The following is a 23,550-nucleotide window of genomic DNA, read 5'->3' on the forward strand; positions in this document are numbered from 1 at the left end:
ATTTGGGTTCCGGGCGGGGGGGGGGGGGGCGCTCCCTGTTGGGGGGGGGGGGGGGGGGTGGCCGGGGGGGGGGGGGGGGGCCGGGGGGGGGGGGCCCCCCCCCCCGGGGCACCGTCGACCCGGAAGAAGGTATGGAGACCTAGTAGACGGGCTTCTCCGGCTCGATCTGGTTGACCCAGCCGATGACCCCGCCCCCGACATGGACCGCGTCCGAGAAGCCCGCGGACTTGAGCACCGCGAGGACTTCCGCACTGCGGACGCCCGTCTTGCAGTGCAGGACGATCTTCTTGTCCTGCGGGAGGGCCGACAGGGCGGTGCCCATCAGGAACTCGTTCTTCGGGATCAGCTTGGCGCCCGGGATGGAGACGATCTCGTACTCGTTCGGCTCCCGGACATCGATGATCTCGATGTTCTCCTTCTCGTCGATCCACTCCTTGAGCTGCTTGGGAGTGATCGTCGAGCCGGCCGCCGCCTCCTGGGCCTCCTCGGAGACGACGCCGCAGAAGGCCTCGTAGTCGATGAGTTCGGTGACGGTCGGGTTCTCGCCGCAGACCGCGCAGTCGGGGTCCTTGCGGACCTTGACCTGGCGGTACTGCATCTCCAGTGCGTCGTAGATCATCAGCCGGCCGACCAGCGGGTCACCGACGCCGGCCAGGACCTTGATCGCCTCGGTGACCTGGATGGAGCCGATGGACGCACAGAGCACGCCCAGCACGCCGCCCTCGGCGCAGGAGGGGACCATGCCGGGGGGCGGCGGCTCCGGGTAGAGGCAGCGGTAGCAGGGGCCGTGCTCGGACCAGAAGACGCTGGCCTGGCCGTCGAAGCGGTAGATCGAACCCCATACGTACGGCTTGTTCAGCAGTACGCAGGCGTCGTTGACCAGATAGCGGGTGGCGAAGTTGTCCGTGCCGTCCACGATCAGGTCGTACTGGGAGAAGATCTCCATCACGTTCTCGGCCTCAAGCCGCTCTTCGTGAAGGATCACGTTCACATAGGGGTTGATACCGAGAACGGAGTCACGCGCGGACGCGGCCTTGGAGCGGCCGATGTCGGCCTGGCTGTGAATGATCTGACGCTGGAGGTTCGACTCGTCTACCTCGTCGAACTCCACGATGCCGAGGGTGCCGACACCGGCCGCGGCCAGGTACATCAGGGCCGGGGAGCCAAGACCTCCGGCGCCCACACACAGCACCTTCGCGTTCTTCAGCCGCTTCTGCCCGTCCATCCCCACGTCCGGGATGATGAGATGACGGGAGTACCTGCGGACCTCGTCGACGGTGAGCTCGGCAGCGGGCTCGACCAGGGGTGGCAGCGACACAGGGACCTCAACTAGGGGGTTGGTCGGTCATTCAGTACGGTTGTGCTCCCTGTAACACTGCCACGGCCCTTCTCATTCCGAGACACACGGTCCGACTCGCGAGACGAAGGCGTCCCAGAAGCCGGGCATGGTCGCGAACGGGTCGATCGCCCCTGTCCGGTCCGTGAAGAAGACCGTCCCCGCGCCCAGCCGGCGCGCGGCCCGCAACGCCTCGTCGAGGCGGGTGCGCGGCACCCCGTGGACCAGATGGACGAAGCGCTCCGGCGGGTACTCCGCCGTCCACGCCGCCGCCTGCGACCAGCGGTAGTCGCTCCACGGCCCGGAGAAGGTCACCAACTGGTCGGCGGCCCCCGCGTATCCCGGATGCGGATGGATCCCCTGTCCGAGGACGAGGTAGCCGCCGTCCCCGGCGCCGCCCGGAGCACCGTCCAGCAGCGTCTCCAGGGCCTCGGTCGTCCGCCGTACCCGGGGCAGCTCCGCGCGCCCGGCCGGACACCGGTCGAGGTAGAAGCCGCCGACGCGGTACCAGTCGAGGAAGCGCCGCGCGTCGGCGACGATCTCCTCGATGGGCCGGCCCCCGTACGCCAGGTCGAGATGGCCGAGGACCCGCAGCCGTGCGTTGGTGAGCCGCCCCGCGGCGTCGAGGCAGTGCGGGTCGGGGCGGTCGCCGGGGCCGTCCGCGACATTGAGGACGGCCCAGTGCAGGGGGACGGCCGGGCGGGTCAGTTCGGCCCACTCGACGGGCGCGACCAGCGGGTGCGCGTAACCGGGGACGCCGAGGCCGAGCCCGGCCGCCCGGGCGGGGCGCGGCGCGGCCCGGGGAAGGGCGGCGAGCGGAAGCGCGTCCCGGTAGGGCGGGAACGCGCCGCCTCCGCCCGGGGTCAGATGCGGCATGCGGCCTCCATCCAGATGTCGGCGAGGGACTCCTCCAGATTGATCCGGGGGCGCCAGCCGAGCCGGTCGCGCGCGGTCCGTACATCGGCCTGCTGCCAGGCGCCGCAGCCGTCGGGGTACGGGAACGGTCCCGCGCCCAGGTGTTCCGCCACCGTCTCGGGCCGGGGGGCGCCGATGACGGGGTGCCCGGGGCGCAGCCCGGCCGGGCCCTGGGGCAGGTCGAGTTCGTTCAGGGCGCCCGCGAACCCGGCGACCCTGGCGAGTACGGCGGCGGCGTCCCTGAGCTTCACGGCGCGGCCGGTGCCGATGTTGACGATGCCCTGGGCGGCGGAGAGCGAGGCGGCGTGCACGGCGCGCGCGACATCGCGTACGTCCACGAAGTCGCGCTGGACGCCGAGCCCGCCGAGCTTCAGCTCGCCGTCGCCGGACTGCATGGCGCGGCGCATCGCCTCCGCGAGCCGGCCGAGCGGGGAGCCCGCCGGGGTGCCGGGACCGACCGGGGAGAAGACCCGGAGCACGATCGCGTCGAGCCCGGAGCCGAGGACCAGCTCGGACGCGGCGAGCTTGGAGACGCCGTACGGCCCGCCGGGGCGGGGCACCGCGTCCTCGGCGGTGGACGAGCCCTGCTGGGAGGGGCCGTACTCGGAGGCGCAGCCGAGCTGAACGAGCCGGGCGCCGCAGCCGCTGCGCCGCAGGGCCTCGCAGACGGTGGCGACGGCGACGGTGTTGTGCCGGGTGAGTTCGCGGGCGCCGCCGCGGGTGGCTCCGGCGCAGTTGATGACGACGCCGGGGTGGACGGCGTCCAGGAACCGGGTGAGCGCGCCGGGGCTGCCCCCGGCGAGGTCGAACCGTACGTCGGCGTCGTCGCCGCGGCCGAGCGCGGTCAGGTGGACGGCGGGGTCGGCGAGCAGCCGGTCGGCCACGAAGCGGCCGAGGAAACCGTTGGCACCGAGCAGCAGGACCCTCATCGCGCGGCCCCTCCGTGCGGACGGGCCGTCTCGGGGGCCGGTACTGGGGATTGCGGGGTCATGTCGTGCGTCTCCTTCTGCCTGCTTCTGTGAGGTGTGGGGGCGTGCGGGGGGGTCAGGTGTGCGCCGAGGCCCTGGAGAGGGCGACGGCGGCGTGGATGAGAAGTCCGAGGGCGGCGGCGCCGCAGGCCAGGGCGGGTACGGCGGCCGGGCCCGCGGTGTGGACGAGGGCCCGGACGGGCGCGGCGAGCGCGGCGCAGCCGGGGATACGGCCGGCGAGCACGGACGCGCAGGCCAGGGCCTCCAGGGCGCAGGCCGTGGCGAGGCCGGTGGCCGCGGCGTCGGGGCGGCCGTGGACCGCGAGGAGCCGGGCGAGCAGGAACAGGGTGCCGAGGGCGACGGTGGGCGCGAGGGCGGCGCTCTCGGCGTACAGCAGGTTGGTGAGCGGGGTCAGGACGGCGAGGGCGCAGATGTACAGCCCGACGACGGCGAGGAGCAGGGGGCGCGCCCGCGCGGCGAAGTCGGCGAGGCCGCGGCTGACGGTGAGTCCGCGGCGCGCCCGTACGGAGAAGAGGCGGGCGCACCAGGCGGCGGGCGCGACGGCGACGGCGAGCGTCACGAGGGGGGTCGCGGTCGCGGGCCAGGGCCCGTGGGGGCCGCCGTCGAGGAGCGCGGCCAGGAGGCCGTCACCGCAGAGCAGGTAGGCCAGCAGCGCGTACGTCCAGAGTCCGGCGGCGGGTACGGTGCGGCCCTCGGCGCGCAGGGGTCCGCGGCGGAGGCAGGCGGACACGGTGCCGGAGATCGCGAGGGCGCCCGCCAGGGTTATCGCGAGCTGCCCCTGTCCGGTGCTGTGTTCGAGTCCGGCGAGGGTGAGGGCGGCGACGGCGCCGGGCAGCAGTACGACACCCGCCCACGCCGCGCCGGTTCGCGCGGGCGCTCTTCGCGCGGCGCGCGCGCCGCGCGAAGAGCGCCCGGGGCGCTCGTGCCCCGGGCCGTACGGGCCGCCCGCCCCGTGCGTGCCGTGCGCACCGTCCGCCCCGCCGCTTCCGTCCGCCCGGTCGGCGCCCGCCCGGTCGGCGCCGTCGGCCCCGCCCGTTCCGCCGGCGCCCTGCGGGACGCGTGCGTACAACTCCTCGGCCAGCGAGAAGACATCCCGGTGCCGGAAGCGCCCGGCGGTACGGTCGGTGATCCCGTGGGCTTCGAGTCCGGCGGCGATCTCCAGTGGGTCGACGGCCCGCTCGCAGAGCGTGCGATGGCGGTGGAGCAGCGCCTTGACGGGGTCGGCGGAGCCCCGTCGCGCGGGTGTGTGACCGGTCGCGGTCGTGCGGGCGTGGTGGGTGTCAGGCATCGTGGTCCCCCGCTCCGGCATAGGCGCCGACGCGCCGGCCGCTGGGGTCCGCCCAGCTCGGGGTGGTGTGCGGGGAGCGGCGGCTGGCCGCCGTCCAGTGGCCGGGGACATGGGTCTCGGCCGGGTGCGCGAAGGGCAGCGGGGATCCGTCGGCGTCGACCGACTCGGCCGCGCGCCGTACGGGGGCGTGGGAGATGAGTTCCAGGTAGAGCGCGCGGAACGCGGCGAGGTTCTGCTCGACGGTGAACAGTTCGAGTGCGCGGGCGCGCGCCGCGGCGCCCAGGCGGGCTCGGCGCCCGGGGTCGCGCAACAGCGTGACGCACGCGTCCGCGAGCGCCCGCGGATTGCGCGGGGGTACGACCAGTCCCGTACCGCCGATGACCTCGACGACCGCCCCGACGTCCGTCGAGACCGTGGCGCGCGCGCAGAACATCGCTTCGATCAGGCTGATCGGGAAGGACTCGACCACGCTGGAGAGCACGACCAGGCTGCCCGAGCCGTACACCTCCGGCAGGTCGGGGGCGTCGGGGTCGCCGATCTCCTCGAAGGAGACGGGGTTGTCGCCGACGGCGTGCGCGTCGGCCGCCTCGTCGGGGAAGAGCTGGGCAGCCAGTCCCCGGCAGTGCGCGAGGTACGCGGCGCCTTCCGTGTCCCGTACCGGCGCGCCGACGATGCGCAGCCGGGTGTCCGGCTCCGCCCTGCGGATCTCCGCGAAGGCGTGCAGCAGCGAGTTCAGGTCCTTGGCCGGTTCGATCCGGCCGACCCAGACCAGCGTCGCGGGACCGTCCTCGCCGGCGCCGCTCTCGCCCGCGCGGCCCCCGGGGGCGGCGTCGTCCGCGAACGCCGCGAACCGTTCCGCCGCCATCCCCGGGTAGACCGTCCGCAGCTTGGCGCGGTCGGCGCCGCACCGTTCCTGCCAGCGCCTGGCGTGCAGATTGCCGGGGGTGATGACGCCCGCCTGCCGGTAGATCTCGGCGGCGAGCCGCCGGTGGAAGGCCGCGAGCAGGGTGCGCACCGGCGCACCGGACACCGCGTCCGGGGCGCCCGCGCCCGCGGTGTCCGCCGTCGCCAGATAGTGCGCCCGCAGCCGTACGCCGTACTCGGTGACCAGCAGCGGGACCCCGAAGAAGCGTTTGGCCAGCAGTCCGGGCAGGGCCGCCGAGCCACCGGAGGCCGCGTGGCAGAGGTCGACGGCGCCCAGCCCGTCGTCCTCGCCGTACCAGTCGAGCGACAGGGGGCGCAGCGCCCGCTCCAACTGGTCGGCGAACGCGAGGAAGTCGGGCACGGTCGCGCTCTGCACGCCCCGGCGTGCGCCGGGGGCCCGGCAGGCCGCCTCCAGCAGCCGTACGGCGGTCTCGGAGCGGAGCGCCGCGTACAGCCCGCCGCGCTCCCTGCCGAGGTCGGCGAGTCCGTACAGCCCCTCGGCGAAGGACGCGGCCCCCCTCGTGCCCGCCTGACCGCCCGGGCCTGCCTGGCCGCCCGCTCCACTTCGGCCGCCCGGCTCGCCTCCGAAGCCGTCCGGCCCGCCCTCGGCGCAGATCGCCTCGGCCAGCCGGCCGAAGTGGAGCGCGAACCGGCGCCGGTCGCGCCGACCGTAGCCCCGCCCGTCGTCGGCCGGCGCCCAGAGCGGCGCGGTGCGCACCCGTTCCGCCGGGATGTGCGGCGGCAGCAGGACCCAGCCGCTCCGCTCCTGCCGGGCGCTGCGGCTGAGCGCGTAGATGTGGAACTCGTGCGGTACGAGCCCGCGTACGAGCCGGTCGCACCAGAGCCTGGACTCACCCGTCGCATACGGATACCCACCGTCCGTAAGCAGTCCGATCCGCACGAGCGCACCCCCGATCTCCCTTGTGGGCGGCCACCGTTGATCGGCGACACGCAGCGGGACGACCGTAAGCGGACAACCCGGTGGTACGACGGACGGTTGTCCGTCGTACCACCGGAAGGGGTGAATGCACGTAACTTTCTCGTACTGGCGGCGTTCTGTCGCACTACGAAAAGGGACGGCTACGTACGGCGAGCCTCGTGACTCAGGCCAGGGCCGCTTCCCCGGCGGCCGCGACGGGCACCGGAAGCTCCCTGCGGGCCGTGCGACGCGCCGCCGCGAGCCCCGGATCGAGCGCGGGGACGGCGGCCAGGAGCTGCTTCGTGTACGCCTCGGAGGGCGCCCCGTAGACCTCCTCGACCGTGCCCTGTTCCACGATCCTGCCGTCCTTCATGACGGCGATACGGTCGCTGACCTGGCGTACGACGGCGAGGTCGTGCGCGATGAAGACCAGCGCGAGCCCCAGTTCCCGCTGGAGTTCCGCCAGGAGCGCGATGACCTGCGCCTGGGTCGTCACGTCGAGGGCGGAGACGGGCTCGTCGCAGACGATCAGTCGTGGCTCGGCGGCGAGCGCGCGGGCGATCCCGACGCGCTGGCGCTGGCCGCCGCTGAACTCGTGCGGATACCGGTCGTACCGGTCGGGGTCGAGCCCGACCCGCTCCAGCAGCCCTCGTACCCGCTCGACGGTCTCCCGTTCGTCCAGCACCCCGGCGGCCCGCAGCGGGTCCGCGATGGACTCGCCCACCGAACGGCGCGGGTTGAGCGACGAGACCGGGTCCTGGAAGATCATCTGGAGTTCGCGGCGGTAGGGCCGCAGCTCCTTCTCGGACGCCGTGCCGATCTCCGTGCCCCGGTAGTCCAGGGTCCCGGCGGTCGGGTCGAGCAGCCGTACGAGCATCCGCCCCAGCGTGGTCTTGCCGCTGCCGGACTCACCGACGATGCCCAGGGTCTCCCCCGGCGCGACGGTGAGCGAGACCCCGTCCACGGCGGTGACGGTGGTCCGTCCGCGCCGGAACTCCCGGCGCAGGCCGACCGCCTCGATCAGCGGCCCGCCGGTGCCCGGCGCCGCCGGCGCACGTTCGACCGGCGCGTCCACCCGGGGCACCGACGACAGCAGCGTGCGCGTGTACGGGTCCTTCGGCCGGCCCAGGACATCCGCGACGGGGCCGCGTTCGATCTCGCGCCCGTGCCGCATCACCAGGACCTCGTCGACGCTCTCCGCGGCGACGCCCACGTCATGGGTGACCAGCAGCAGCCCCATGCCCGTCTCGTGGCGCAGATCGTGGAGGAGGTCGAGGATCTGTGCCTGGACGGTCACGTCGAGCGCCGTGGTCGGTTCGTCCGCGATCAGCAGGCGCGGTTCGCAGGCCAGCGCCATCGCGATCAGCGTGCGCTGGCGCATTCCGCCGCTGAACTCGTGCGGCCGGGAGCGTGCGCGGCGCGCGGCGTCGGGGATGCCCACGCGGTCCAGCACCTCGACCGCCCGCGCACGCGCCGCGCGCCGGGTGGCCCGGGTGTGGACGCGGTAGACCTCCGCGATCTGGTCCCCCACCGTGTAGTACGGGTCCAGGGAGGAGAGCGGGTCCTGGAAGACCATCGCGGCCACGGCGCCGCGCAGCGCGCGCAGTTCGCGGTCGGTGGCGGTGCCCACGTCCGTACCGGCGACCCGGACCGTACCGCCGACGTGCGCGCCGGTCCCCCGGTGCAGCCCGAGGAGCGCGCTCGCGACGGTGCTCTTGCCGCTGCCGGACTCGCCGACCAGGCCGATCGCCCGGCCCGCGGCGAGCGAGAAGGAGAGCCCGTCCACGGCGCGTACGGTCTCGTCGTCGCCCGCCGTGAAGTCGACGGTCAGATCCTCCACGAGGACCAGCGGCTCCGCGGGCGAAACCTCGGGAGTATCAGAGGTCGTACGCGTCACAGGAGTGCCACCCTTCGGTCGGCCACGGCGTACAGCAGGTCCGCCACGACATTGGCCAGCACGACGGCCGCCCCGGTCACCAGCACGACGCCCACCACCACCGGCAGGTCGACGTCCCGCACCGAGTCGATCAGCGTCTTGCCGACGCCGGGAATGCCGAACAGGGTCTCGGTGAGCACCGCGCCGCCGACCACGGTGCCGAAGTCGTTCGCGTTGAGCGCGATGACCGGCGGCAGGGCGCCGCGCAGCGCGTGCCGTCCGACGACCGCGCGCTCCCCCACGCCGTAGGCGCGGAAGGTGCGGATGTGGTCCTCGGCCAGCGTCTCCAGCGTGGAACTGCGCGTCAGCCGCGCGTATTTCGCGCTCTCGAAGAGCCCGAGGGTGAGCCAGGGGAGCAGCATGTTCCACATCCACTGCTCGGGGTCCTCGCCCAGCGGTACGTACGAGGGGAACGGCAGCCACTGGAGATACGCGCAGACGACCATCAGGAGCAGCAGGCCCAGGATGAAGACGGGCGTGCCGGTTCCGGCGAGGGTGAGCACGGTCAGCGCGCGCTCGGTGATCCCGCCGCGCCGCAGCGCGGAGAGCAGGCCGGTGCCGATCCCGACGACCAGCCAGACGACCATCGCGCCGACGGCGAGGGAGACCGTCGCGGGCAGCCGCTCCAGGATGAGCTGGGTGACCTGCTGGTCGGTCTTGTACGAGAAGCCGAGGCAGGGCGCGTCGCAGTGCAGCAGCGAGGTGCCGGTGGAGTAGTCGCGCCCGGCCACGATGCCGCGCAGGAAGTGTCCGTACTGCGCGAAGACCGACTGCCCGAGGCCGAGCCGTTCGCGGACCTGGTCGACCTGCTGGGTGGAGCAGCGTTCGCCGCAGGCGAGCCGGGCCGGGTCGCCGGGCGCCAGGTAGAAGAGCGCGTAGACGACGACGGAGAGCACGAGCAGGACCAGGAGCGCGCCGGCGAGCCGTTTGATCAGATAGCGCGTCATGAGGCGGTGTCCTTGAGGGGGGTACGGGCCTTGCCGGAGGTACGGGTGCGGGTCCGCTTCCCGGTTCGCGTCCCGACCCGCAGCCGGCTGGCCTCGCGCGGATCGAGCGCGGTACGTACCGCGTCGCCCAGCACGGTGAAGGCGAGCACGGTCACGAAGAGCAGCCCGGCGGGGAGCAGCACGTACATCGGGTCCGCGCGGAACCAGGTCTGCGCGGTCGACAGCATCACGCCCCACGACGGTGTCGGCGGTTTGACGCCGACACCGAGGAAGGACAGCGACGCCTCGATGACGATGTTGGTGGGGACCAGGATCGCCGCATAGGTGATGACGGGCGCCGCGAGCGAGGGCAGCACCTCGCGCCGCGCGACACGCAGCCGTCCCGAGCCGCCGAGCCGGGCCGCGGCGACGAAGTCGAGCTGCTTCAGGGTGAGGGCCTGCGCACGTACGATCCGTGAGGTGCCGCCCCAGTTGAGCAGTCCGATGACAAGGATCAGCAGCAGGGGGCGGGGGAAGTCCTGGGGGACGACGGCCGTCAGGGCGATGGCGAGCACCAGCATCGGCAGCGAGATCATCACATCGCTGACCCGGCTGAGAAAGGTGTCCAGCCACCGGTTGCCGAGACCGGCCGCGAGGCCGACGGTGACGCCGATCGCCACCTGGACGACGGTGGCGCCGAGGGCGACGAGCAGCGAGATACGGGCGCCGTAGAGCAGCCGTACGAACAGATCGCGCCCGGTGCCGGGTTCGACACCGAGCCAGTGGTCACCGCTCACCCCGCCGAACGAGCCGAAGGGCACGCCGCCGCGCGCCGAGTCGACGAGCGAGTCGTGGTACGTGTTCGCGTCCTGGCCTTCGAGCGCGGCGAGCAGCGGCGCGGCGAGCGCCAGAACCACCAGCAGCGCGAGGACGCCCCCGGCCACCAGGGCCGAGGGGCGTGCGCGCAGGCGTCGCCAGACCTGGCCGGCGCCGGAGGCGGGAGCGGCCGGGGCGGGGGCCGTGGTGGCCGCCGCCCCTGCCGCCACCGGGTCGGGAGCGGTACTCACTTGACCGCGACCTGCGAGATGTCGAGGACGCCGGTCCAGTCGCTGATCACGATGTTCTTGACGTCCTTGCCGTAGAGCCGCTTGTAGACGGGGTGGAAGAGCGGCACGTCGAGGGCCTGCTCACCGATCTTCTTGTCGAGCGCGCCCCAGCGCTTCGCCGCCGCGGACAGGTCGGTCAGCTTGTTGATCTCGTCGATCTCCTTGTTGACCGACGCGTCGTCGAACTGGGCGTGGTTGAAGTTGGAGCCGTCCTTGACGATCTGCCGGCCGTCGAAGATCGGCGCCAGGAAGGGGCCGCCGGACGGCCAGTCGGCGCCCCAGCGGGAGAGGAAGAAGCCGGGACCGTCCTTGACGCTCCAGCGGGCCTCGTTGAACGCGTTCGGTTCCAGTCCCACCAGCTTGACGGTGATGCCCGCCTTCTTGAGCCCTTCCTGGACGGCGGTGGCGACCTCGGGGCTGGTCTCGCGGTTCTGCGCGGTGGAGTGGATGAGGGAGATGGTCAGTCCGTTCGGGTGACCGGCCTCCTTCAGCAGCTCCTTGGCCTTCGCCGGGTCGCCGGTCTTCCCGGCCGGGAAGTGGTCGTACGGCGTGTAGCCGAACGCCTTCTGCTCGGGCAGGAAGGTGGTGGCGGGCTCGGCGAGCGCGGAGCCGCCCGCCGCGTTGATCACGCTGGTGCGGTTGATGGCGTACGCGATCGCCTGGCGCACCTTGGGGTTGTCGAACGGCTTCACCTTCGGGTTGAAGGCGAGGTAGTTCGTGTAGCCGAAGTGGCCGGTGCCGACGCGCGCGGCGAGCGCCTTGTCGCTGCCGACCTCGGCCAGTTCGGCGGGGCCGAGGTTGGTGTCGGTGGTGATGGCGGCGGCGTCGGCGCCCGAGCTGGTGGCGAGCCGCTGGTTGATGACGGCCGAGTCGAGACCGGCCTTGACGTCGATCTTGTCGGGGTAGGCGTGGCGCTGGTCGTCGGTCTTCTCGGACCAGTGCGGGTTGCGCTCCAGCACCATGTGCTGGCCGTCGCCCTCGTTCTTGACGACCTTGTACGGTCCTGAGGAGATCGGGTGCTCCTCGTACTTGGCGCCCGTGTCCTTGGCCTTGGGCACCGGCGCGAACTGCGTCTGGGTGGCGACGAAGGGGAAGTCGCCCTCGGGCTTGTTCAGTTTGAAGACGATGGTTCTCGCGTCGGGCGTCTCGATCGAGGCGAGACCCTTGGAGTCCTTGTCCTTGTACGGGCCCTGGTACTCCGCGCCGCCGATCAGCCAGTCGCGCAGGTAGGGGGCGCCGCCGGAGAGTTCGGCGGCGAAGGAGCGCTCGATGCCGTACTTGATGTCGGCGGTGGTGATCGGGGTGCCGTCCTCGAACTTCAGCCCCTCTTTGAGGGTGTACGTCCACTCGGTGGCGTCGGCGTTGGGGCGGCCCGTGTCGGTGGCGAGGTCGGGGACGACCTTGGTGCCGGCCGCGCCGTCCTCCCGGTTGCGGGTGGTCAGCGTACGGAAGACCAGCGAGGGGACGTTTCCGCCGCCGGAGGTGTAGAGGCGCGCCGGGTCGAAGTCGGCCTGTGCCTCGGTGTTGAGGACCGACAGCGTGCCGCCCTTCTGCGGCTTGCCCTGGGCCGAGCCGTCGCTCTTGGCATCGTTGTCCTGGGGGCCCGCGCAGGCGGCGGCGCCCGCTGCCACGGCCAGGGTGACGGCTGCCGCGGCCACGCGGCGGGTGATGACGGACGGTTGACGCATCGGAAGAAGCCTCTCGGTGGGCTGCGCGCACGGCGTGCACAGAGTGACGGAGTGCACAAGAGTGACAGGAGGGAGCGGGACGGGAACAGAGGGCGTGGGACGCCCGGTGTCCGCGCAGGCGGCAGCGGCAGAGAGAACCGAACAAGGAAGACCGGGACGCCGCGCCCGCGTACGGACGGAGTGCGCCGACCACGGCGGCCCGCGGCGGAAAGAGCCGGGGGACGGACGTGTTCGGGCGGCGTCAGCTACAGAGGATGTCGGCCACGCACAGCGGCGTCACGCCGATGAGCGCGAGCTCAAAGGCGGCGTGACGGTAAGCGGGTGCGTAGGGGGACGACATGCGGAGAAATATGGACGAGGCAGTGTTCGAATGTCAACGCGGGGCGAGACAGCTCTCTCACCATACGGACAGCTTTGGGCGATCACGGAACCGCGCCCGGCGCTCCTCGGAGGCCGCCCGGGGGTCGTCGGGGGTCGTCGGGGGGCGTCGGGGGGCGTCGGGGGGCGCGCCCCGTTCCCGCCCGTCCCGGGGGGCTGCCAGCCCCCGGCGTCCCCCCCGGCCCCGGGGGGTCACTCGTCCGGGTAGACCCAGGGGTTCGCGCGGCACCTGACGCCGTCGAGGTCGAGCGTCTTGGTCTGCTGCTGCATCACCGGCGCGAGCGCGCCCGGCGTGCGGCAGCTCACATGGTTGTGGCCGAGCCGGTGGCCGACCTCGTGGTTGATCAGCATCTGCCGGTAGGGGAACATCGCCTTGGCCCCGAAGGTCTCCGCGCCCTGCGCCCAGCGGAAGGCGTTGATCATGACGCGGTCGGTCGCGGCCGAGTCGCAGGACACGTTGTCGACGGTGGTGTCCAGACCGGACTTCGCGCACCAGAACGCCGTGGTCCCCGGGCTCGCCAGGGTGATCACGAAGTCGGGCTGACCGCTGGAGATCCGTTCGAAGGCCATGGCGCCGTTGTGGGCCCAGCTCCGCCGGTCGTTCAGGGTCTTCTGGACGGCGTCCGCGAACAGCGCCCCGTCGAGGCCGAGTCCGTTCTCGATGTCCACGCGGTAGCGGAACTTCTCTCCCTTGCCGGGCGCCTTGGCCAGGCCCGGTACGGCGGTGAAGGTGCCCGCCGCCTTCAGCTTCGGATCCAGCGGGAACTGACGGGCCATCAGCTCCGGATAGGTGGCCTCGGTGGCCGAGGCCGAGGGCGCCGCCTTCCCGTCCGCCGGGGCGGACCGCTCGTCGGAGCGCGAGGCCCCGTCGCCGTCCTGCTCCGCCCGGTCGACCCCGCCGTCCGCCCGCGCGTCGGAGGTGTCGGAGCCGCCGCCGGTGACCTGTCCGGCCACCACGACCGCGAGGACGGTGGTCACCGCCGCCGCGGCGATCCCGGTGAGCGCGCGGCCCCAGCCGCCTCTGGCGGGCTCCTCCGGGTCCTGACCGGCGCCGTCCTCGTCCTCGCCGGGGACCGTCGCGCCCGTACCCCCACCGGCGTCACGGCCACCGGCCTTCGGTACGGGCCGGGGTGTCGGGGTGGCCGGGGCGGCCGACGTGCCGAAGGCGTCGAACGCGTCCACGAACTCCTTGCGCGGGCCCGGGATCACCGGCGTACCACCGGTGTCCCCCGGGCCGCCGGCGCCGCCCGTACGCGGGCCCGTGGGGCGTGGTGCCGCGCCCTGCCGGTCGCCGTAGCGCCGTGCGCTGCCCCAACCGCCGCCGGACTCCCGCTGTTCGGGATGGCCGCCGCGCACCTGCGGCACGCCCTGCGCGGGGGTGCCGTGTCCCGGTCCGCCGTGCTGGTCCGGATCCTGGTCCCGACCGTCGCCGGAACGCCTGCGCCGCCCCTGCCCCGCCCGGTCCTGACCGGGATCGCCCGGCGCGGGGCCACCCGCGCTCGGCGATCCCTGGGATACGGGGCCCTTGCGGCTGTGTCGTCCCACGCCCCGGATCAGCTCCTGCCGTGTTCGTCGATCGAGTCGTCGGAGTCGTACTCGTCAATGAGGTCCCGGCAGGCCTGGGCGACCTGCCGCGGGTACTCCATCATGGCAACATGCCCGGCGTCGGGGAGCGTAAGGAGCCGGGAGTCACGGAAAGCGGCCGAGGCCCGCCGGGCCATACGGTACGAAACGAGCTGATCCCGTCCGCCGTAGACGAGCAGGGTCGGCGCCAGTACCCGTTCGGCCTGCCGCCACAGCGCATGCTGTCCACCCAGGGTGTACGCGTCGACGATACCGCGTGCCGAACCGGTCATCGCCTCCCAGAAATGAGGCAGTTGGAGCCGGCGCTCCATCTCCGCCACCGCGCGCCGCACGTCCTCGTCCTTGACCGCGGAGGGGTCGCCGTAACAGAGCCGCAGCACCCCGTGGGTGCGCTGCTCCGCCGTCCAGCCACGGGTCAGCCGGCCGAAGAGCGGGGCGACTCCGGGCACCGCGAGCAGCGCGGTGGGCAGCGCGGTCCGCTGCACCCGGATCTCCGGGAGCGCCGGGGAGACCAGCGTCAGCGTCCGCACCAGATCCGGCCGGGCGGCGGCCACACGCGTCGCGACCGCGCCGCCGAGCGAGTTGCCGAAGAGGTGGACGGGGCCGCGCCCGCCCGCGTCGAGCAGCCGGATCACCGCGCGGGCGTGGGCGGAGACCGAGTAATCACGGTCGGGCGGCGGGGGCGAGTCCCCGAAGCCGGGCAGGTCGACGGCCTCGCCGTCGACCAGGTCCGCGAGGTACGGCATCATCGCCGACCAGTTCTGCGACGATCCGCCGAGCCCGTGCACATACAGCCCGGGCGCGGCGCCGGCGCGGCTGGCGCGCCGCGCCCGTACGGTCAGGGTGAGTCCGGGCAGGGCGACGGAGCGCAGCTCCTCCCCCTCAGCGACCCGTACGGGACTCACCTTCGGAGCCACGGCGGCGGCTACGGTTTCCGGCAGCTCGGTCGACGACATGCGGCAATGTTACGAGACGATCACGCCGGAATCCCGGTGTTCGCCGTCATAGGCCGTATGGCGCGGGACACCCCCGGCTCCTACGCTCGGAGGGAGAGAAAGGGGGCCGGTATGAGAGTCGATCCCACGGACCCCGAGACCTTCGACGCGGAGGCCCGCGACGGCAGGAGCGCCGGGGCGGCCGACGAGGTCCCCGAGGCCGACGCCGCCGAGCAGCGCACGGAGGTACGCGGGGACCGTGACGAACCACTGACGCACATCGACCCGGACACGGCGAGCGAGGGGGACGCGGCCGACCAGGCGAGGGCGGTGGACCTGGGCGACGAAGAGGACTACCGCTGAGGTGGCGGGCCCGGCCCCGGGCCGCGGATTCCCGGCCGGGGGCCGGGGCAGGGCAGGTCATGGCGGTCCGGTCCGGCTTCCGTACGCGTCCGGTCCGTGAAATTCTGCCTCCTCACCACGCGCGGCCGGGTTACCCAAAAGTACGATGGCGGAGCGGCGCACCACGCGCACGGAACGAATTTTTGGGAGGCGGCGTGACAGCCATAGAGCAGACCGAGGCGGCGCGCCCGCGAGGCACCCGCCTGCCACGTCGCGCCCGGCGCAACCAGCTGCTGGGCGCCGCACAGGAAGTGTTCGTCGCGCAGGGGTACCACGCGGCCGCGATGGACGACATCGCCGAGCGGGCCGGCGTCAGCAAGCCGGTGCTCTACCAGCACTTCCCGGGAAAGCTGGAGCTGTACCTCGCCCTGCTGGACCAGCACTGCGAGTCGCTGCTGCTGGCCGTCCGTACGGCGCTGGCCTCGACCACCGACAACAAGCTGCGCGTCGAGGCGACGATGGACGCGTACTTCGCGTACGTGGAGGACGAGGGCGGCGCGTTCCGTCTGGTCTTCGAGTCCGACCTGACCAACGAGCCGGCGGTGCGCGAGCGCGTGGACCGGGTCGCCCTCCAGTGCGCCGAGGCGATCTCCGACGTGATCGCCGAGGACACCGGGCTCTCCAAGGAGGAGTCCATGCTGCTGGCGGTGGGGCTCGGCGGGGTCTCCCAGGTCGTCGCGCGCTACTGGCTCTCCAGCGAGTCGCAGATCCCGCGCGAACAGGCCGTGCAACTGCTCACCTCGCTGGCCTGGCGCGGTATCGCCGGCTTCCCGCTGCACGGGAGCGAACCGCACTGAGGCGTGCCGGTCCCGCCCGTGTTCGCTGCGGGCGTGCACCGCGGCGTCTTCGGGAAGGTCTCCCCGGGCTAGTGTGTGCTGCGTACAGCGCGGCTGGCCGCGCAACGCAGACCGTTCGGAGGGACATAGCCGTGGAGGTCAAGATCGGCGTGCAGCACACGCCCCGCGAGATCGTTCTGGAGAGCGGGCAGTCCGCCGAGGAGGTCGAGCGAGCCGTGTCCGCGGCGCTGGCCGGCAAGGCGCAGTTGCTCAGCCTCACGGACGACAAGGGGCGCAAGGTGCTCGTACCGGCCGAGCGGATCGCGTACGTGGAGATCGGTGAGCCGGCGGCGCGACGGGTCGGCTTCGGCAACCTGTAGCCGCTGCCGTCAACCGGCGGAAGGAGTGGCCCGGCGGGATATCCCGCCGGGCCACTTCGCGGTGGTGAGGGTTGTTCTCGGCGCACGACGGGTAGTGACGTGACGGGCCGACAGGTCCGGACCGCGTAGCAACCCACGGTGTGGTGAGGTGATCGGCAGTGATCCTGGAAATCCTCGGATCGGTCCTGCTCGGACTCGGTCTGTCATGGGCCGCCGCCCACCACCTGGCGGACCGGCTCCCCGCGCTCCGTACGGTGTACGCGGCAGGGCCCCTCGGCGCCCTCTTCGGCACGTATGTGACACACATGGCGCTCGGCGCCGGCCATGTCATGGCGACCCTGGTGGGTGCCCTGCTGGTGGCCTCGGTGCTGCTCTCGCTGCTGCTCCGCCCGGCGGGCCGGCCGCTGCACCGCGCCATACCGTCCTGACGCGGGCGGGAAGGCCCCGCCGGAGGGGCGAGCGGGTCAGGCGGCCAGTCCGAGCGCGGCCATCCGCTTCGTGTGCGCCTCGGTGATCCGGGAGAACATCCGGCCGACCTCCGCGAGGTCGAAACCGCCGGCCACCCCGCCCACTAGCATCGTGGAGAGCGCGTCCCGTTCGGCCACCACCCGCTGGGCCTGCGACAGCGCCTCGCCCATCAGACGGCGCGCCCAGAGCGCGAGCCGGCCGCCGACGCGCGGCTCCGCCTCGATCGCGGCGCGCACCTTCTCCACGGCGAAGTTGCCGTGCCCGGTGTCGTCCAGCACGGCCAGGACCAGCGCGCGGGTGTCGGTGTCCAGACGGGCGGCGACCTCGCGGTAGAAGTCACTGGCGATCGAGTCGCCGACGTACGCCTTGACCAGCCCCTCCAGCCAGTCCGAGGGGGCGGTCAGATGGTGGAAGTCGTCCAGGGCCTTGGCGAACGGCTCCATCGCCCCGGTGGGCTCGGCGTCGATCGCCCGCAGCCTGTCGTTCAACTGTTCGAAGTGATGGAATTCCGCCGCGGCCATCTTCGCCAGCGCCGCCTTGTCCGCCAGGGTCGGCGCGAGCTTGGCGTCCTCCGCGAGCCGTTCGAAGGCAGCCAGCTCCCCGTAGGCGAGCGCGCCCAGCAGGTCCACGACCGCCGCACGGTACTGCGGCTCGGCCGAGGCCGTCTCCCAGTCCTGGGCGGCGGTACCGGTCGGCGCGTCCGGCCCGGCCGACTCGGCCTCGGCCTGCTCTGATGCGGTGGATCCGGTCGATCCGGTCGGTTCCTCGGCTGCGGATGCGGGCGGTGTGGCGTTGTCGGGCGTCTCCATGAGGGGCACAATAGCCCGCTCCGCGCAGGGCGTAAGGGCCTGGTCAGACCCCGCCGTCACACCACCCCGGCGAATTCGCCCAACACACATGCGCGATTCCGGGGTACAGTGGTAATGAGCCTGCCGACTATTCGGCGGGCCATCGCATGTTTGACAGTGTTTGTACGAGGTCCGTTCTTCACGGACAGGCCCCAGAGGATGCCCGGTCGGTGGCCCGATCGGCTCCGACCCCGACCGCCCTCCGCGCGGACCGTGCGCACAGCAGCGTACGCCCGCAGATGAGGGGCCCCCTCAGCGGCATGAGCGCTCTGAGCGACGGCAGTGGTCCCGCGCCATCCGGCCAATCCACGGCCGGCCGAGTACCCAGGTGCGGTACGACCCCCAGCGTTCGCCTCACGCCGCGTCTCACAGAAGAGGCAGCACCCTGACTACGACTTTCCGAGAACTCGGAATCCTCCCCGAGACAGCCGAAGCGCTTGAAGCCGTCGGCATCCTGTCTCCGTTCCCCATCCAGGAGATGACCCTCCCCGTCGCGCTGTCGGGCAAGGACGTCATCGGACAGGCCAAGACCGGCACGGGCAAGACGCTCGGCTTCGGCCTCCCGCTGCTGGAGCGTGTCACCGTCCCCGCGGACGTCGAGTCCGGCCGGGCCACGCCCGAGCAGCTCACCAACGCCCCGCAGGCCCTGGTGGTCGTCCCCACCCGCGAGCTGTGCCAGCAGGTCACCAACGACCTGCTGACCGCCGGCAAGGTCCGTAACGTACGCGTCCTCGCGATCTACGGCGGCCGGGCCTACGAGCCGCAGGTCGAGGCCCTCAAGAAGGGCGTCGACGTGATCGTCGGCACCCCCGGCCGACTGCTGGACCTGGCGGGTCAGCGCAAGCTGGACCTCTCGCACGTCCGCGGGCTCGTCCTCGACGAGGCCGACGAGATGCTGGACCTGGGCTTCCTGCCCGACGTCGAGCGGATCATCCAGCTCCTGCCGCCCAAGCGCCAGACCATGCTGTTCTCCGCGACGATGCCCGGTGCGGTGATCGGCCTCGCCCGCCGCTACATGTCGCAGCCGACGCACATCAGCGCCACCTCGCCGGACGACGCGGGCGCGACCGTCGCCAACACGACCCAGCGGGTCTACCGCGCCCACTCCATGGACAAGCCCGAGATGGTCGCGCGGATCCTCCAGTCCGAGGGCCGCGGCCTCGCCATGATCTTCTGCCGTACCAAGCGCACGGCCGCCGACATCGCCGACCAGCTCGCCCAGCGCGGCTTCGCCTCCGGCGCGGTCCACGGCGACCTGGGCCAGGGCGCCCGCGAGCAGGCGCTGCGCGCCTTCCGCAACGGCAAGGTGGACGTGCTGGTCTGCACGGACGTCGCCGCGCGCGGTATCGACGTCGAAGGTGTGACGCACGTCATCAACTACCAGTCGCCGGAGGAGGAGAAGACCTACCTCCACCGCATCGGCCGTACCGGCCGCGCGGGGGCGTCCGGTACGGCGGTGACACTCGTCGACTGGGACGACATCCCACGCTGGCAGCTCATCAACAAGGCGCTGGACCTCGGCTTCCCCGACCCGCCGGAGACGTACTCCACCTCCCCGCACCTCTTCGAGGAGCTGAACATCCCGGCCGGCACCAAGGGTGTCCTGCCGCGCGCCGAGCGGACGCGCGCCGGGCTCTCGGCCGAGCAGGTCGAGGACCTGGGCGAGACCGGTGGCCGCGGCCGCAGGTCCGCGCCGGCCGCCGCGCCCGTACGCGAGGAGCGTCCGGCCCGTACGCGCACGCCGCGCCAGCGCCGCCGCACCCGTGGCGGTACGAACCTGGACGCGCCGGCGGCGCCGGCCGCCACCGCCCCGGCGGTCGCGGCACCGGCCGAGGCGCCGGAGCCGCAGTTCCAGACGGCCGTGGTCGACCTCCCGGTGGAGCCGCGCACCCCGCGCCGCCGTCGGCGCACCCGCGCCGGTGCCGGTGCCGGTGCGGAGACGGCCTCCCCGGAGACCGTGGTGGCGGACGCCGTCGCCGAGGCCCCGGCCGTGGCGGAGCCGGAGGCGGAGGTGGCGCCCAAGCCGCGCCGCCGCCGTACCCGCGCCGTGAAGCCGGAGACGGAGGCCCCCGTGGTGGCCGAGGCGGCCGTGGCGGCCCCCGAGGCCCCGGTCGTGGCGGAGCCGGCCGCGGAGGCGCCCGCCGAGGAGCCCAAGCCGCGCCGCCGTACCCGCGTCACAAAGGCGAAGGCCACCGAGGCTCCGGCCGCGGAGGCCGGCGAGGCCACCGAGGCCCCTGTGGTCACCGATGCCCCGGAGGCCGAGGAGCCCAAGCCCCGGCGCCGTACCCGCGTCGCCAAGCCGAAGACCGAGACGCCGGAGAACGCCGAGAAGGCCGAGAAGCCTGAGAAGACGGTCAAGGCCGTCAAGGCGGTCAAGGCCACGAAGACGGTCAAGGCGGTCAAGGCCACCGAAGCCGTCGCCGAGGCGCCCGGCACGGAGCCGGAGCCGGAGGCGGAGCCCAAGCCGCGCCGCCGCCGCGCCCGTACGACCACGGCGAAGACCGCCCAGGACCAGCCCGACGAGAGCTGAGCCGAGCCGCACCCGCCCAGGCGCCCCGACCGGCGCCGCCCAGTGACACCGCCGATGGCCCGACGCCCCGCACTCAGGGGGTGCCGGGCCATCGGCGGTTCCGGGCCCCCACGCGTCACGGGGGTGGCACACGGACCGCGCCCGTACCCGGTTAGCCTCGTCGCATGAGTCGGCCGCCCACCTTCACCCCGCCCCCCTGCGCCCGCGCCCGTACGCTCGCCACCCGGCGCGGACGGTTCGCCGTCCTCGACGCGCGGCCGGCCGGGGAGCCGCACGGGACCGTGCTGATGCTGCCCGGGTTCTCCGGCAGCAAGGAGGACTTCGTCGCGCTGCTCGAACCGCTCGCGGAGGCCGGGTACCGAACCGTCGCCGTGGACGGCCGCGGCCAGTACGAGACCGATGGTCCCGACACCCAAGAGGCGTACACCCGAGGCGAGTTGGCCGCCGACGTACTGGCACAGGCGGCGGCGCTCGACACCCCCGTCCATCTGCTCGGGCACTCGCTCGGCGGCCAGATCTCCCGTGCGGCGGTGCTGCTCGACCGGGACCCGTTCCTCTCGCTGACGCTGATGTCCTCGGGGCCCGCCGAGGTCGCCCCCGGCCAGCGGGAGCGGATCAAGCTGCTCAGCGACACGCTCGCGGTCATGACCATGGCCCAGGTCTGGGACGTGATGCGGACGATGGAGCCCCCGGAGGATGTCTCCACCCCCGGCAACCGCGCCGATCTGCGCGAACGCTGGGTGCGCACCAGCCCCGCGCAGCTCGTCGCGACCGGCGCGCAGCTCAGCGCGGAGCCGGACCGGGTGGCCGAGCTGGCGGGCGTGCAGCGGCTGCCGCTGCATGTGATCTCCGGCGAGCGGGACGATGTGTGGCCGGTGCCGCTGCTGGACACCATGGCGCGGCGGCTCGGGGCCCGCAGGACCGTCATCGGGGGCGCCGAGCACTCCCCCAACACCGACCGGCCGGCGGAGACGGCGGCGGCACTGGCCGACTTCTGGGACAGCCTCTACTGACGCCGTCCGCCGACGCGGGCGCACAGACCGCCCGCCCGCGTCAGTACTGGGCCTGAAGGTGCTGCCAGAAGCCGTCCCGCAGCGACCGGCGCAGCATGGCGTGGCCCCGCAGCGACCGCTGGAGCAGCTTCTCCGCCTCGATCAGCAGGTCCTGGTCGACCGGTCCCGGCAGATAGGGATGGCCCGGCAGCAGCTCCGCCAGGGCCTCCCTGCCCCGCTCGGCCAGCCAGGTCGCTGCGATCTGCGCGCCGATGAACCGGACCTGGTCGCGGGAGGGCGGCGGCTCACCCTCGTGCTCGTACGTGGTGACCGGCCGCCTGGTGACGTACGGCTTGCAGAACTCCAGGTCGAAAGTGCGCTGACTGTCGACCTCCCAGAGCAGGGGCTCGGCCTGGTTGCGCCCCTCGCCCGCCTCGATGCCCCAGAGGTGGACCCGGGCGCCGTACCCCTGCGCCGCCTCGACGGCCGACACCAGGTCCTCGTCGCCGCCGACCAGGGCGGCGTCGCTGATGGCGCGGTGCCGGGCGAGCGATTCGAGGTCGGTGCGGATGAGCGAGTCGACGCCCTTCTGCTGGTTGTTGGCGTTGAGGTTGCCGAGCCGGACCTTGACGTCGGGCAGTTCGGCGATGGACTGCTGTTCGGAGGTGTGGATCCGGCGTCTCGCACCGTCGTACCAGTAGACGCGGAGCAGTCTGCTGTCCGCGAAGATGATGCGCGCCTTGTCGATGAACGCCTCGATGAGTCCTTCGGCGTCGAGGTCGAAGGAGCGCCGGTCCTCGGTACCCGCCACCAGCAACCCGGCCGCAGCATAGACGTAACCGGCGTCGACGAAGATGGCATGGGTGGAGGGGGTCTTCGCCACCTCGGCGACCATGCGCTGGAGCAATGCGTTGGTGCGCTCCAGCCGGGCGCCGATCGCGTTGATCTCTGCGTTGATCTCTGCCTCGTTCATATGCCGTTCGTTCTCCGTGGAGGACACCTTACCCATCGGTAGTTAGTCTCTCAAAAGTTTTCTTTAGCGTAGGGAATGTTTGCAGAGGGCAAGCCGTTGAGAGGGATGTACCTGCCCGCCATATAACCAACGACGGAGTTGCCCGTCACTCACCAGTTCTCCAGCAGGAGGATCAGACGAAGGGAGAAGCCTTGCGCTTCGAAATCATGCGACTCGACGACGTCGACGGCTCGGCCGTGGACAGCACCGTTGTGGACGCCGCCTCCGTCAACCGGATAGTGCAGCAGGCCGCGGCGATGGGCCAGCGCATCTATATCCGCCCGGCCGAATCCCCGGCCTCGTAACCTTTCCGGCTCTCCAGGATTTCACGCGACACGTTCACGCGACGACTTCGCGCGACGCACGAAGCGCCCCCGTACGGATCACCCGTACGGGGGCGCTGCCCGTTGCCGGGGACCTCAGCGGCCCCGGGCCTCACGCGGCCTGGACGACCCGGGTGACGCCGTTGATGATCTGCTGCACGGCGATGGCCGAGAGCATCATCCCCGCGAGCCGGGTGACCAGCACCACCCCGCCGTCCCTGATCACCCTGATGATCAGCAGCGAGTAGCGCATCGTCAGCCAGAGCACCACGTGCATCGCGGCGATCGCCGCCCAGACCGAGAGCTGGCCCGCGGCGCCGTCGGCGTGCTGGACGGCGAGGATGACGGAGACGATCGCGCCGGGCCCCGCGAGCAGCGGCATGCCCAGCGGTACGAGCGCCACATTGACGTCCTTGGTCTGCTGCGGCTCGTCGGTCTTGCCGGTCAGCAGGTCCAGCGCGATGAGCAGCAGGAGCAGCCCTCCGGCGATCATCAGGGCCGGTACGGAGACATGGAGGTAGTCCAGGATCTGCTGGCCGAGCAGCCCGAAGACGGTGATCACCCCGAAGGCGACGGCCACCGCCTGCCAGGCCATGGCGCGCTGGACCTTGGCGGGGCGCCCGGAGGTCAGGGCGAGGAAGATCGGGGTGATCCCGGGCGGGTCCATGATCACAAAAAGGGTGAGAAAGAGGGATCCGAAGACAGCGAAATCGAACACAGTGAGGCCCTGAGGAAGAAGAAGCGGGGGAACGGAGCACGGCGGTGGCGGCCGACCGGGCAGGCGGAGAGCGGAGAACCAAGGACCGGAGCCGGCAGCGGGCAGCCGCCGGCGGGCCGACCGGTTACGCCGGGAAATACGCCGGACGTACGGCAGCGCCGCGCTACGGCGGCGGTA

At 72.6% G+C, this 23,550-nt stretch carries 22 protein-coding genes; 7 read left to right on the top strand and 15 right to left on the bottom strand.

Annotation, left to right across the window (positions count from 1 at the left end; genetic code table 11):
• Positions 1-139: 139 nt before the first annotated feature.
• The 12 genes from moeZ to ACIQ7D_RS12950 form a co-directional block, all read right to left on the bottom strand.
• The gene (gene moeZ, locus ACIQ7D_RS12895; protein WP_403936717.1) at positions 140-1,318 is read right to left on the bottom strand and encodes an adenylyltransferase/sulfurtransferase MoeZ; all 1,179 of its coding nucleotides are present in this window, start codon (positions 1,316-1,318) and stop codon (positions 140-142) included.
• A gap of 72 nt (positions 1,319-1,390) precedes the next feature.
• Positions 1,391-2,212 (bottom strand): spherulation-specific family 4 protein, encoded by an 822-nt coding sequence (locus tag ACIQ7D_RS12900; RefSeq protein ID WP_403936719.1) that lies wholly within the window; start codon positions 2,210-2,212, stop codon positions 1,391-1,393.
• The gene (locus ACIQ7D_RS12905) at positions 2,200-3,180 is read right to left on the bottom strand and encodes an NAD-dependent epimerase/dehydratase family protein (protein ID WP_385000583.1); all 981 of its coding nucleotides are present in this window, start codon (positions 3,178-3,180) and stop codon (positions 2,200-2,202) included. The genes ACIQ7D_RS12900 and ACIQ7D_RS12905 overlap by 13 nt, the downstream gene beginning before the upstream one ends.
• A gap of 115 nt (positions 3,181-3,295) precedes the next feature.
• On the bottom strand, positions 3,296-4,528 hold the full coding sequence (locus tag ACIQ7D_RS12910) for a hypothetical protein (protein ID WP_403936721.1): 1,233 nt from the start codon (positions 4,526-4,528) through the stop codon (positions 3,296-3,298).
• Positions 4,521-6,353 (bottom strand): glycosyltransferase, encoded by a 1,833-nt coding sequence (locus tag ACIQ7D_RS12915; RefSeq protein ID WP_403936723.1) that lies wholly within the window; start codon positions 6,351-6,353, stop codon positions 4,521-4,523. Before ACIQ7D_RS12915 ends, ACIQ7D_RS12910 begins: the two co-directional genes overlap by 8 nt.
• 202 nt (positions 6,354-6,555) lie before the next feature.
• Positions 6,556-8,268 (bottom strand): ABC transporter ATP-binding protein, encoded by a 1,713-nt coding sequence (locus ACIQ7D_RS12920; protein ID WP_403936724.1) that lies wholly within the window; start codon positions 8,266-8,268, stop codon positions 6,556-6,558.
• Positions 8,265-9,254: an ABC transporter permease gene (locus tag ACIQ7D_RS12925; RefSeq protein ID WP_403936726.1), complete on the bottom strand. Its 990-nt coding sequence runs from the start codon at positions 9,252-9,254 to the stop codon at positions 8,265-8,267. The genes ACIQ7D_RS12920 and ACIQ7D_RS12925 overlap by 4 nt, the downstream gene beginning before the upstream one ends.
• The gene (locus tag ACIQ7D_RS12930; protein WP_403936728.1) at positions 9,251-10,300 is read right to left on the bottom strand and encodes an ABC transporter permease; all 1,050 of its coding nucleotides are present in this window, start codon (positions 10,298-10,300) and stop codon (positions 9,251-9,253) included. The genes ACIQ7D_RS12925 and ACIQ7D_RS12930 overlap by 4 nt, the downstream gene beginning before the upstream one ends.
• Complete coding sequence (locus ACIQ7D_RS12935) at positions 10,297-12,027, bottom strand: ABC transporter substrate-binding protein (RefSeq protein ID WP_403936730.1); 1,731 nt, start codon at positions 12,025-12,027, stop codon at positions 10,297-10,299. The genes ACIQ7D_RS12930 and ACIQ7D_RS12935 overlap by 4 nt, the downstream gene beginning before the upstream one ends.
• Before the next feature lie 241 nt (positions 12,028-12,268).
• Positions 12,269-12,367 (bottom strand): Ms4533A family Cys-rich leader peptide, encoded by a 99-nt coding sequence (locus tag ACIQ7D_RS12940; protein ID WP_385005479.1) that lies wholly within the window; start codon positions 12,365-12,367, stop codon positions 12,269-12,271.
• A 230-nt stretch (positions 12,368-12,597) separates the two neighbouring features.
• Complete coding sequence (locus ACIQ7D_RS12945; protein WP_403936732.1) at positions 12,598-13,950, bottom strand: DUF3152 domain-containing protein; 1,353 nt, start codon at positions 13,948-13,950, stop codon at positions 12,598-12,600.
• A gap of 8 nt (positions 13,951-13,958) precedes the next feature.
• Positions 13,959-14,945: an alpha/beta fold hydrolase gene (locus ACIQ7D_RS12950; protein WP_403936733.1), complete on the bottom strand. Its 987-nt coding sequence runs from the start codon at positions 14,943-14,945 to the stop codon at positions 13,959-13,961.
• A 111-nt stretch (positions 14,946-15,056) separates the two neighbouring features.
• Between ACIQ7D_RS12950 and ACIQ7D_RS12955 the strand changes: the two genes are divergently transcribed.
• The 4 genes from ACIQ7D_RS12955 to ACIQ7D_RS12970 all read left to right on the top strand — a co-directional run bounded on the left by ACIQ7D_RS12955 (position 15,057) and on the right by ACIQ7D_RS12970 (position 16,910).
• Entirely contained in the window at positions 15,057-15,287 is a 231-nt protein-coding gene (locus tag ACIQ7D_RS12955; RefSeq protein ID WP_403936735.1) for a hypothetical protein, read from the top strand.
• A 194-nt stretch (positions 15,288-15,481) separates the two neighbouring features.
• Complete coding sequence (locus ACIQ7D_RS12960; RefSeq protein WP_403936737.1) at positions 15,482-16,123, top strand: TetR/AcrR family transcriptional regulator; 642 nt, start codon at positions 15,482-15,484, stop codon at positions 16,121-16,123.
• Positions 16,124-16,254: 131 nt separating this feature from the next.
• Complete coding sequence (locus ACIQ7D_RS12965; RefSeq protein WP_329829234.1) at positions 16,255-16,482, top strand: DUF3107 domain-containing protein; 228 nt, start codon at positions 16,255-16,257, stop codon at positions 16,480-16,482.
• Between the two features lie 158 nt (positions 16,483-16,640).
• A complete protein-coding gene (locus ACIQ7D_RS12970) occupies positions 16,641-16,910 on the top strand; it encodes a hypothetical protein (protein WP_385005489.1) in 270 nt (89 codons plus the stop codon).
• A 36-nt stretch (positions 16,911-16,946) separates the two neighbouring features.
• Here the strand turns inward: ACIQ7D_RS12970 and ACIQ7D_RS12975 are convergent, their stop codons facing one another.
• Complete coding sequence (locus ACIQ7D_RS12975) at positions 16,947-17,759, bottom strand: ferritin-like fold-containing protein (RefSeq protein WP_403936739.1); 813 nt, start codon at positions 17,757-17,759, stop codon at positions 16,947-16,949.
• A gap of 517 nt (positions 17,760-18,276) precedes the next feature.
• Here ACIQ7D_RS12975 and ACIQ7D_RS12980 point away from each other — a divergent pair.
• Entirely contained in the window at positions 18,277-20,328 is a 2,052-nt protein-coding gene (locus ACIQ7D_RS12980; RefSeq protein ID WP_403936741.1) for a DEAD/DEAH box helicase, read from the top strand.
• A gap of 164 nt (positions 20,329-20,492) precedes the next feature.
• A complete protein-coding gene (locus ACIQ7D_RS12985; RefSeq protein WP_403936743.1) occupies positions 20,493-21,341 on the top strand; it encodes an alpha/beta fold hydrolase in 849 nt (282 codons plus the stop codon).
• Positions 21,342-21,381: 40 nt separating this feature from the next.
• Here ACIQ7D_RS12985 and ACIQ7D_RS12990 read toward each other — a convergent pair whose 3' ends face one another.
• Positions 21,382-22,293, bottom strand: a complete 912-nt coding sequence (locus ACIQ7D_RS12990) for an NYN domain-containing protein (protein WP_403936745.1) — start codon at positions 22,291-22,293, stop codon at positions 21,382-21,384.
• 191 nt (positions 22,294-22,484) lie between these two features.
• Between ACIQ7D_RS12990 and ACIQ7D_RS12995 the strand changes: the two genes are divergently transcribed.
• A complete protein-coding gene (locus tag ACIQ7D_RS12995; protein ID WP_181957505.1) occupies positions 22,485-22,637 on the top strand; it encodes a hypothetical protein in 153 nt (50 codons plus the stop codon).
• A gap of 130 nt (positions 22,638-22,767) precedes the next feature.
• On the opposite strand, the gene ACIQ7D_RS13000 is transcribed toward ACIQ7D_RS12995, so the two are convergent.
• Positions 22,768-23,373: a MarC family protein gene (locus ACIQ7D_RS13000; RefSeq protein WP_403936747.1), complete on the bottom strand. Its 606-nt coding sequence runs from the start codon at positions 23,371-23,373 to the stop codon at positions 22,768-22,770.
• Positions 23,374-23,550 lie beyond the last annotated feature (177 nt).

The organism is Streptomyces sp. NPDC096310, assembly GCF_044763125.1.
Classification (GTDB): domain Bacteria; phylum Actinomycetota; class Actinomycetes; order Streptomycetales; family Streptomycetaceae; genus Streptomyces.

Bases quoted from the DNA above. Each gene is read 5' to 3' on its own strand.
- ACIQ7D_RS12950 (WP_403936733.1), bottom strand. From the start codon at position 14,945: ATGTCGTCGACCGAGCTGCCGGAAACCGTAGCCGCCGCCGTGGCTCCG.
- ACIQ7D_RS12900 (WP_403936719.1), bottom strand. From the start codon at position 2,212: ATGCCGCATCTGACCCCGGGCGGAGGCGGCGCGTTCCCGCCCTACCGG.
- ACIQ7D_RS12990 (WP_403936745.1), bottom strand. From the start codon at position 22,293: ATGAACGAGGCAGAGATCAACGCAGAGATCAACGCGATCGGCGCCCGG.
- ACIQ7D_RS12905 (WP_385000583.1), bottom strand. From the start codon at position 3,180: ATGAGGGTCCTGCTGCTCGGTGCCAACGGTTTCCTCGGCCGCTTCGTG.
- ACIQ7D_RS12940 (WP_385005479.1), bottom strand. From the start codon at position 12,367: ATGTCGTCCCCCTACGCACCCGCTTACCGTCACGCCGCCTTTGAGCTC.
- ACIQ7D_RS12955 (WP_403936735.1), top strand. From the start codon at position 15,057: ATGAGAGTCGATCCCACGGACCCCGAGACCTTCGACGCGGAGGCCCGC.
- ACIQ7D_RS12985 (WP_403936743.1), top strand. From the start codon at position 20,493: ATGAGTCGGCCGCCCACCTTCACCCCGCCCCCCTGCGCCCGCGCCCGT.
- ACIQ7D_RS12975 (WP_403936739.1), bottom strand. From the start codon at position 17,759: ATGGAGACGCCCGACAACGCCACACCGCCCGCATCCGCAGCCGAGGAA.
- ACIQ7D_RS12925 (WP_403936726.1), bottom strand. From the start codon at position 9,254: ATGACGCGCTATCTGATCAAACGGCTCGCCGGCGCGCTCCTGGTCCTG.
- ACIQ7D_RS12910 (WP_403936721.1), bottom strand. From the start codon at position 4,528: ATGCCTGACACCCACCACGCCCGCACGACCGCGACCGGTCACACACCC.
- ACIQ7D_RS12980 (WP_403936741.1), top strand. From the start codon at position 18,277: ATGACCCTCCCCGTCGCGCTGTCGGGCAAGGACGTCATCGGACAGGCC.
- ACIQ7D_RS12935 (WP_403936730.1), bottom strand. From the start codon at position 12,027: ATGCGTCAACCGTCCGTCATCACCCGCCGCGTGGCCGCGGCAGCCGTC.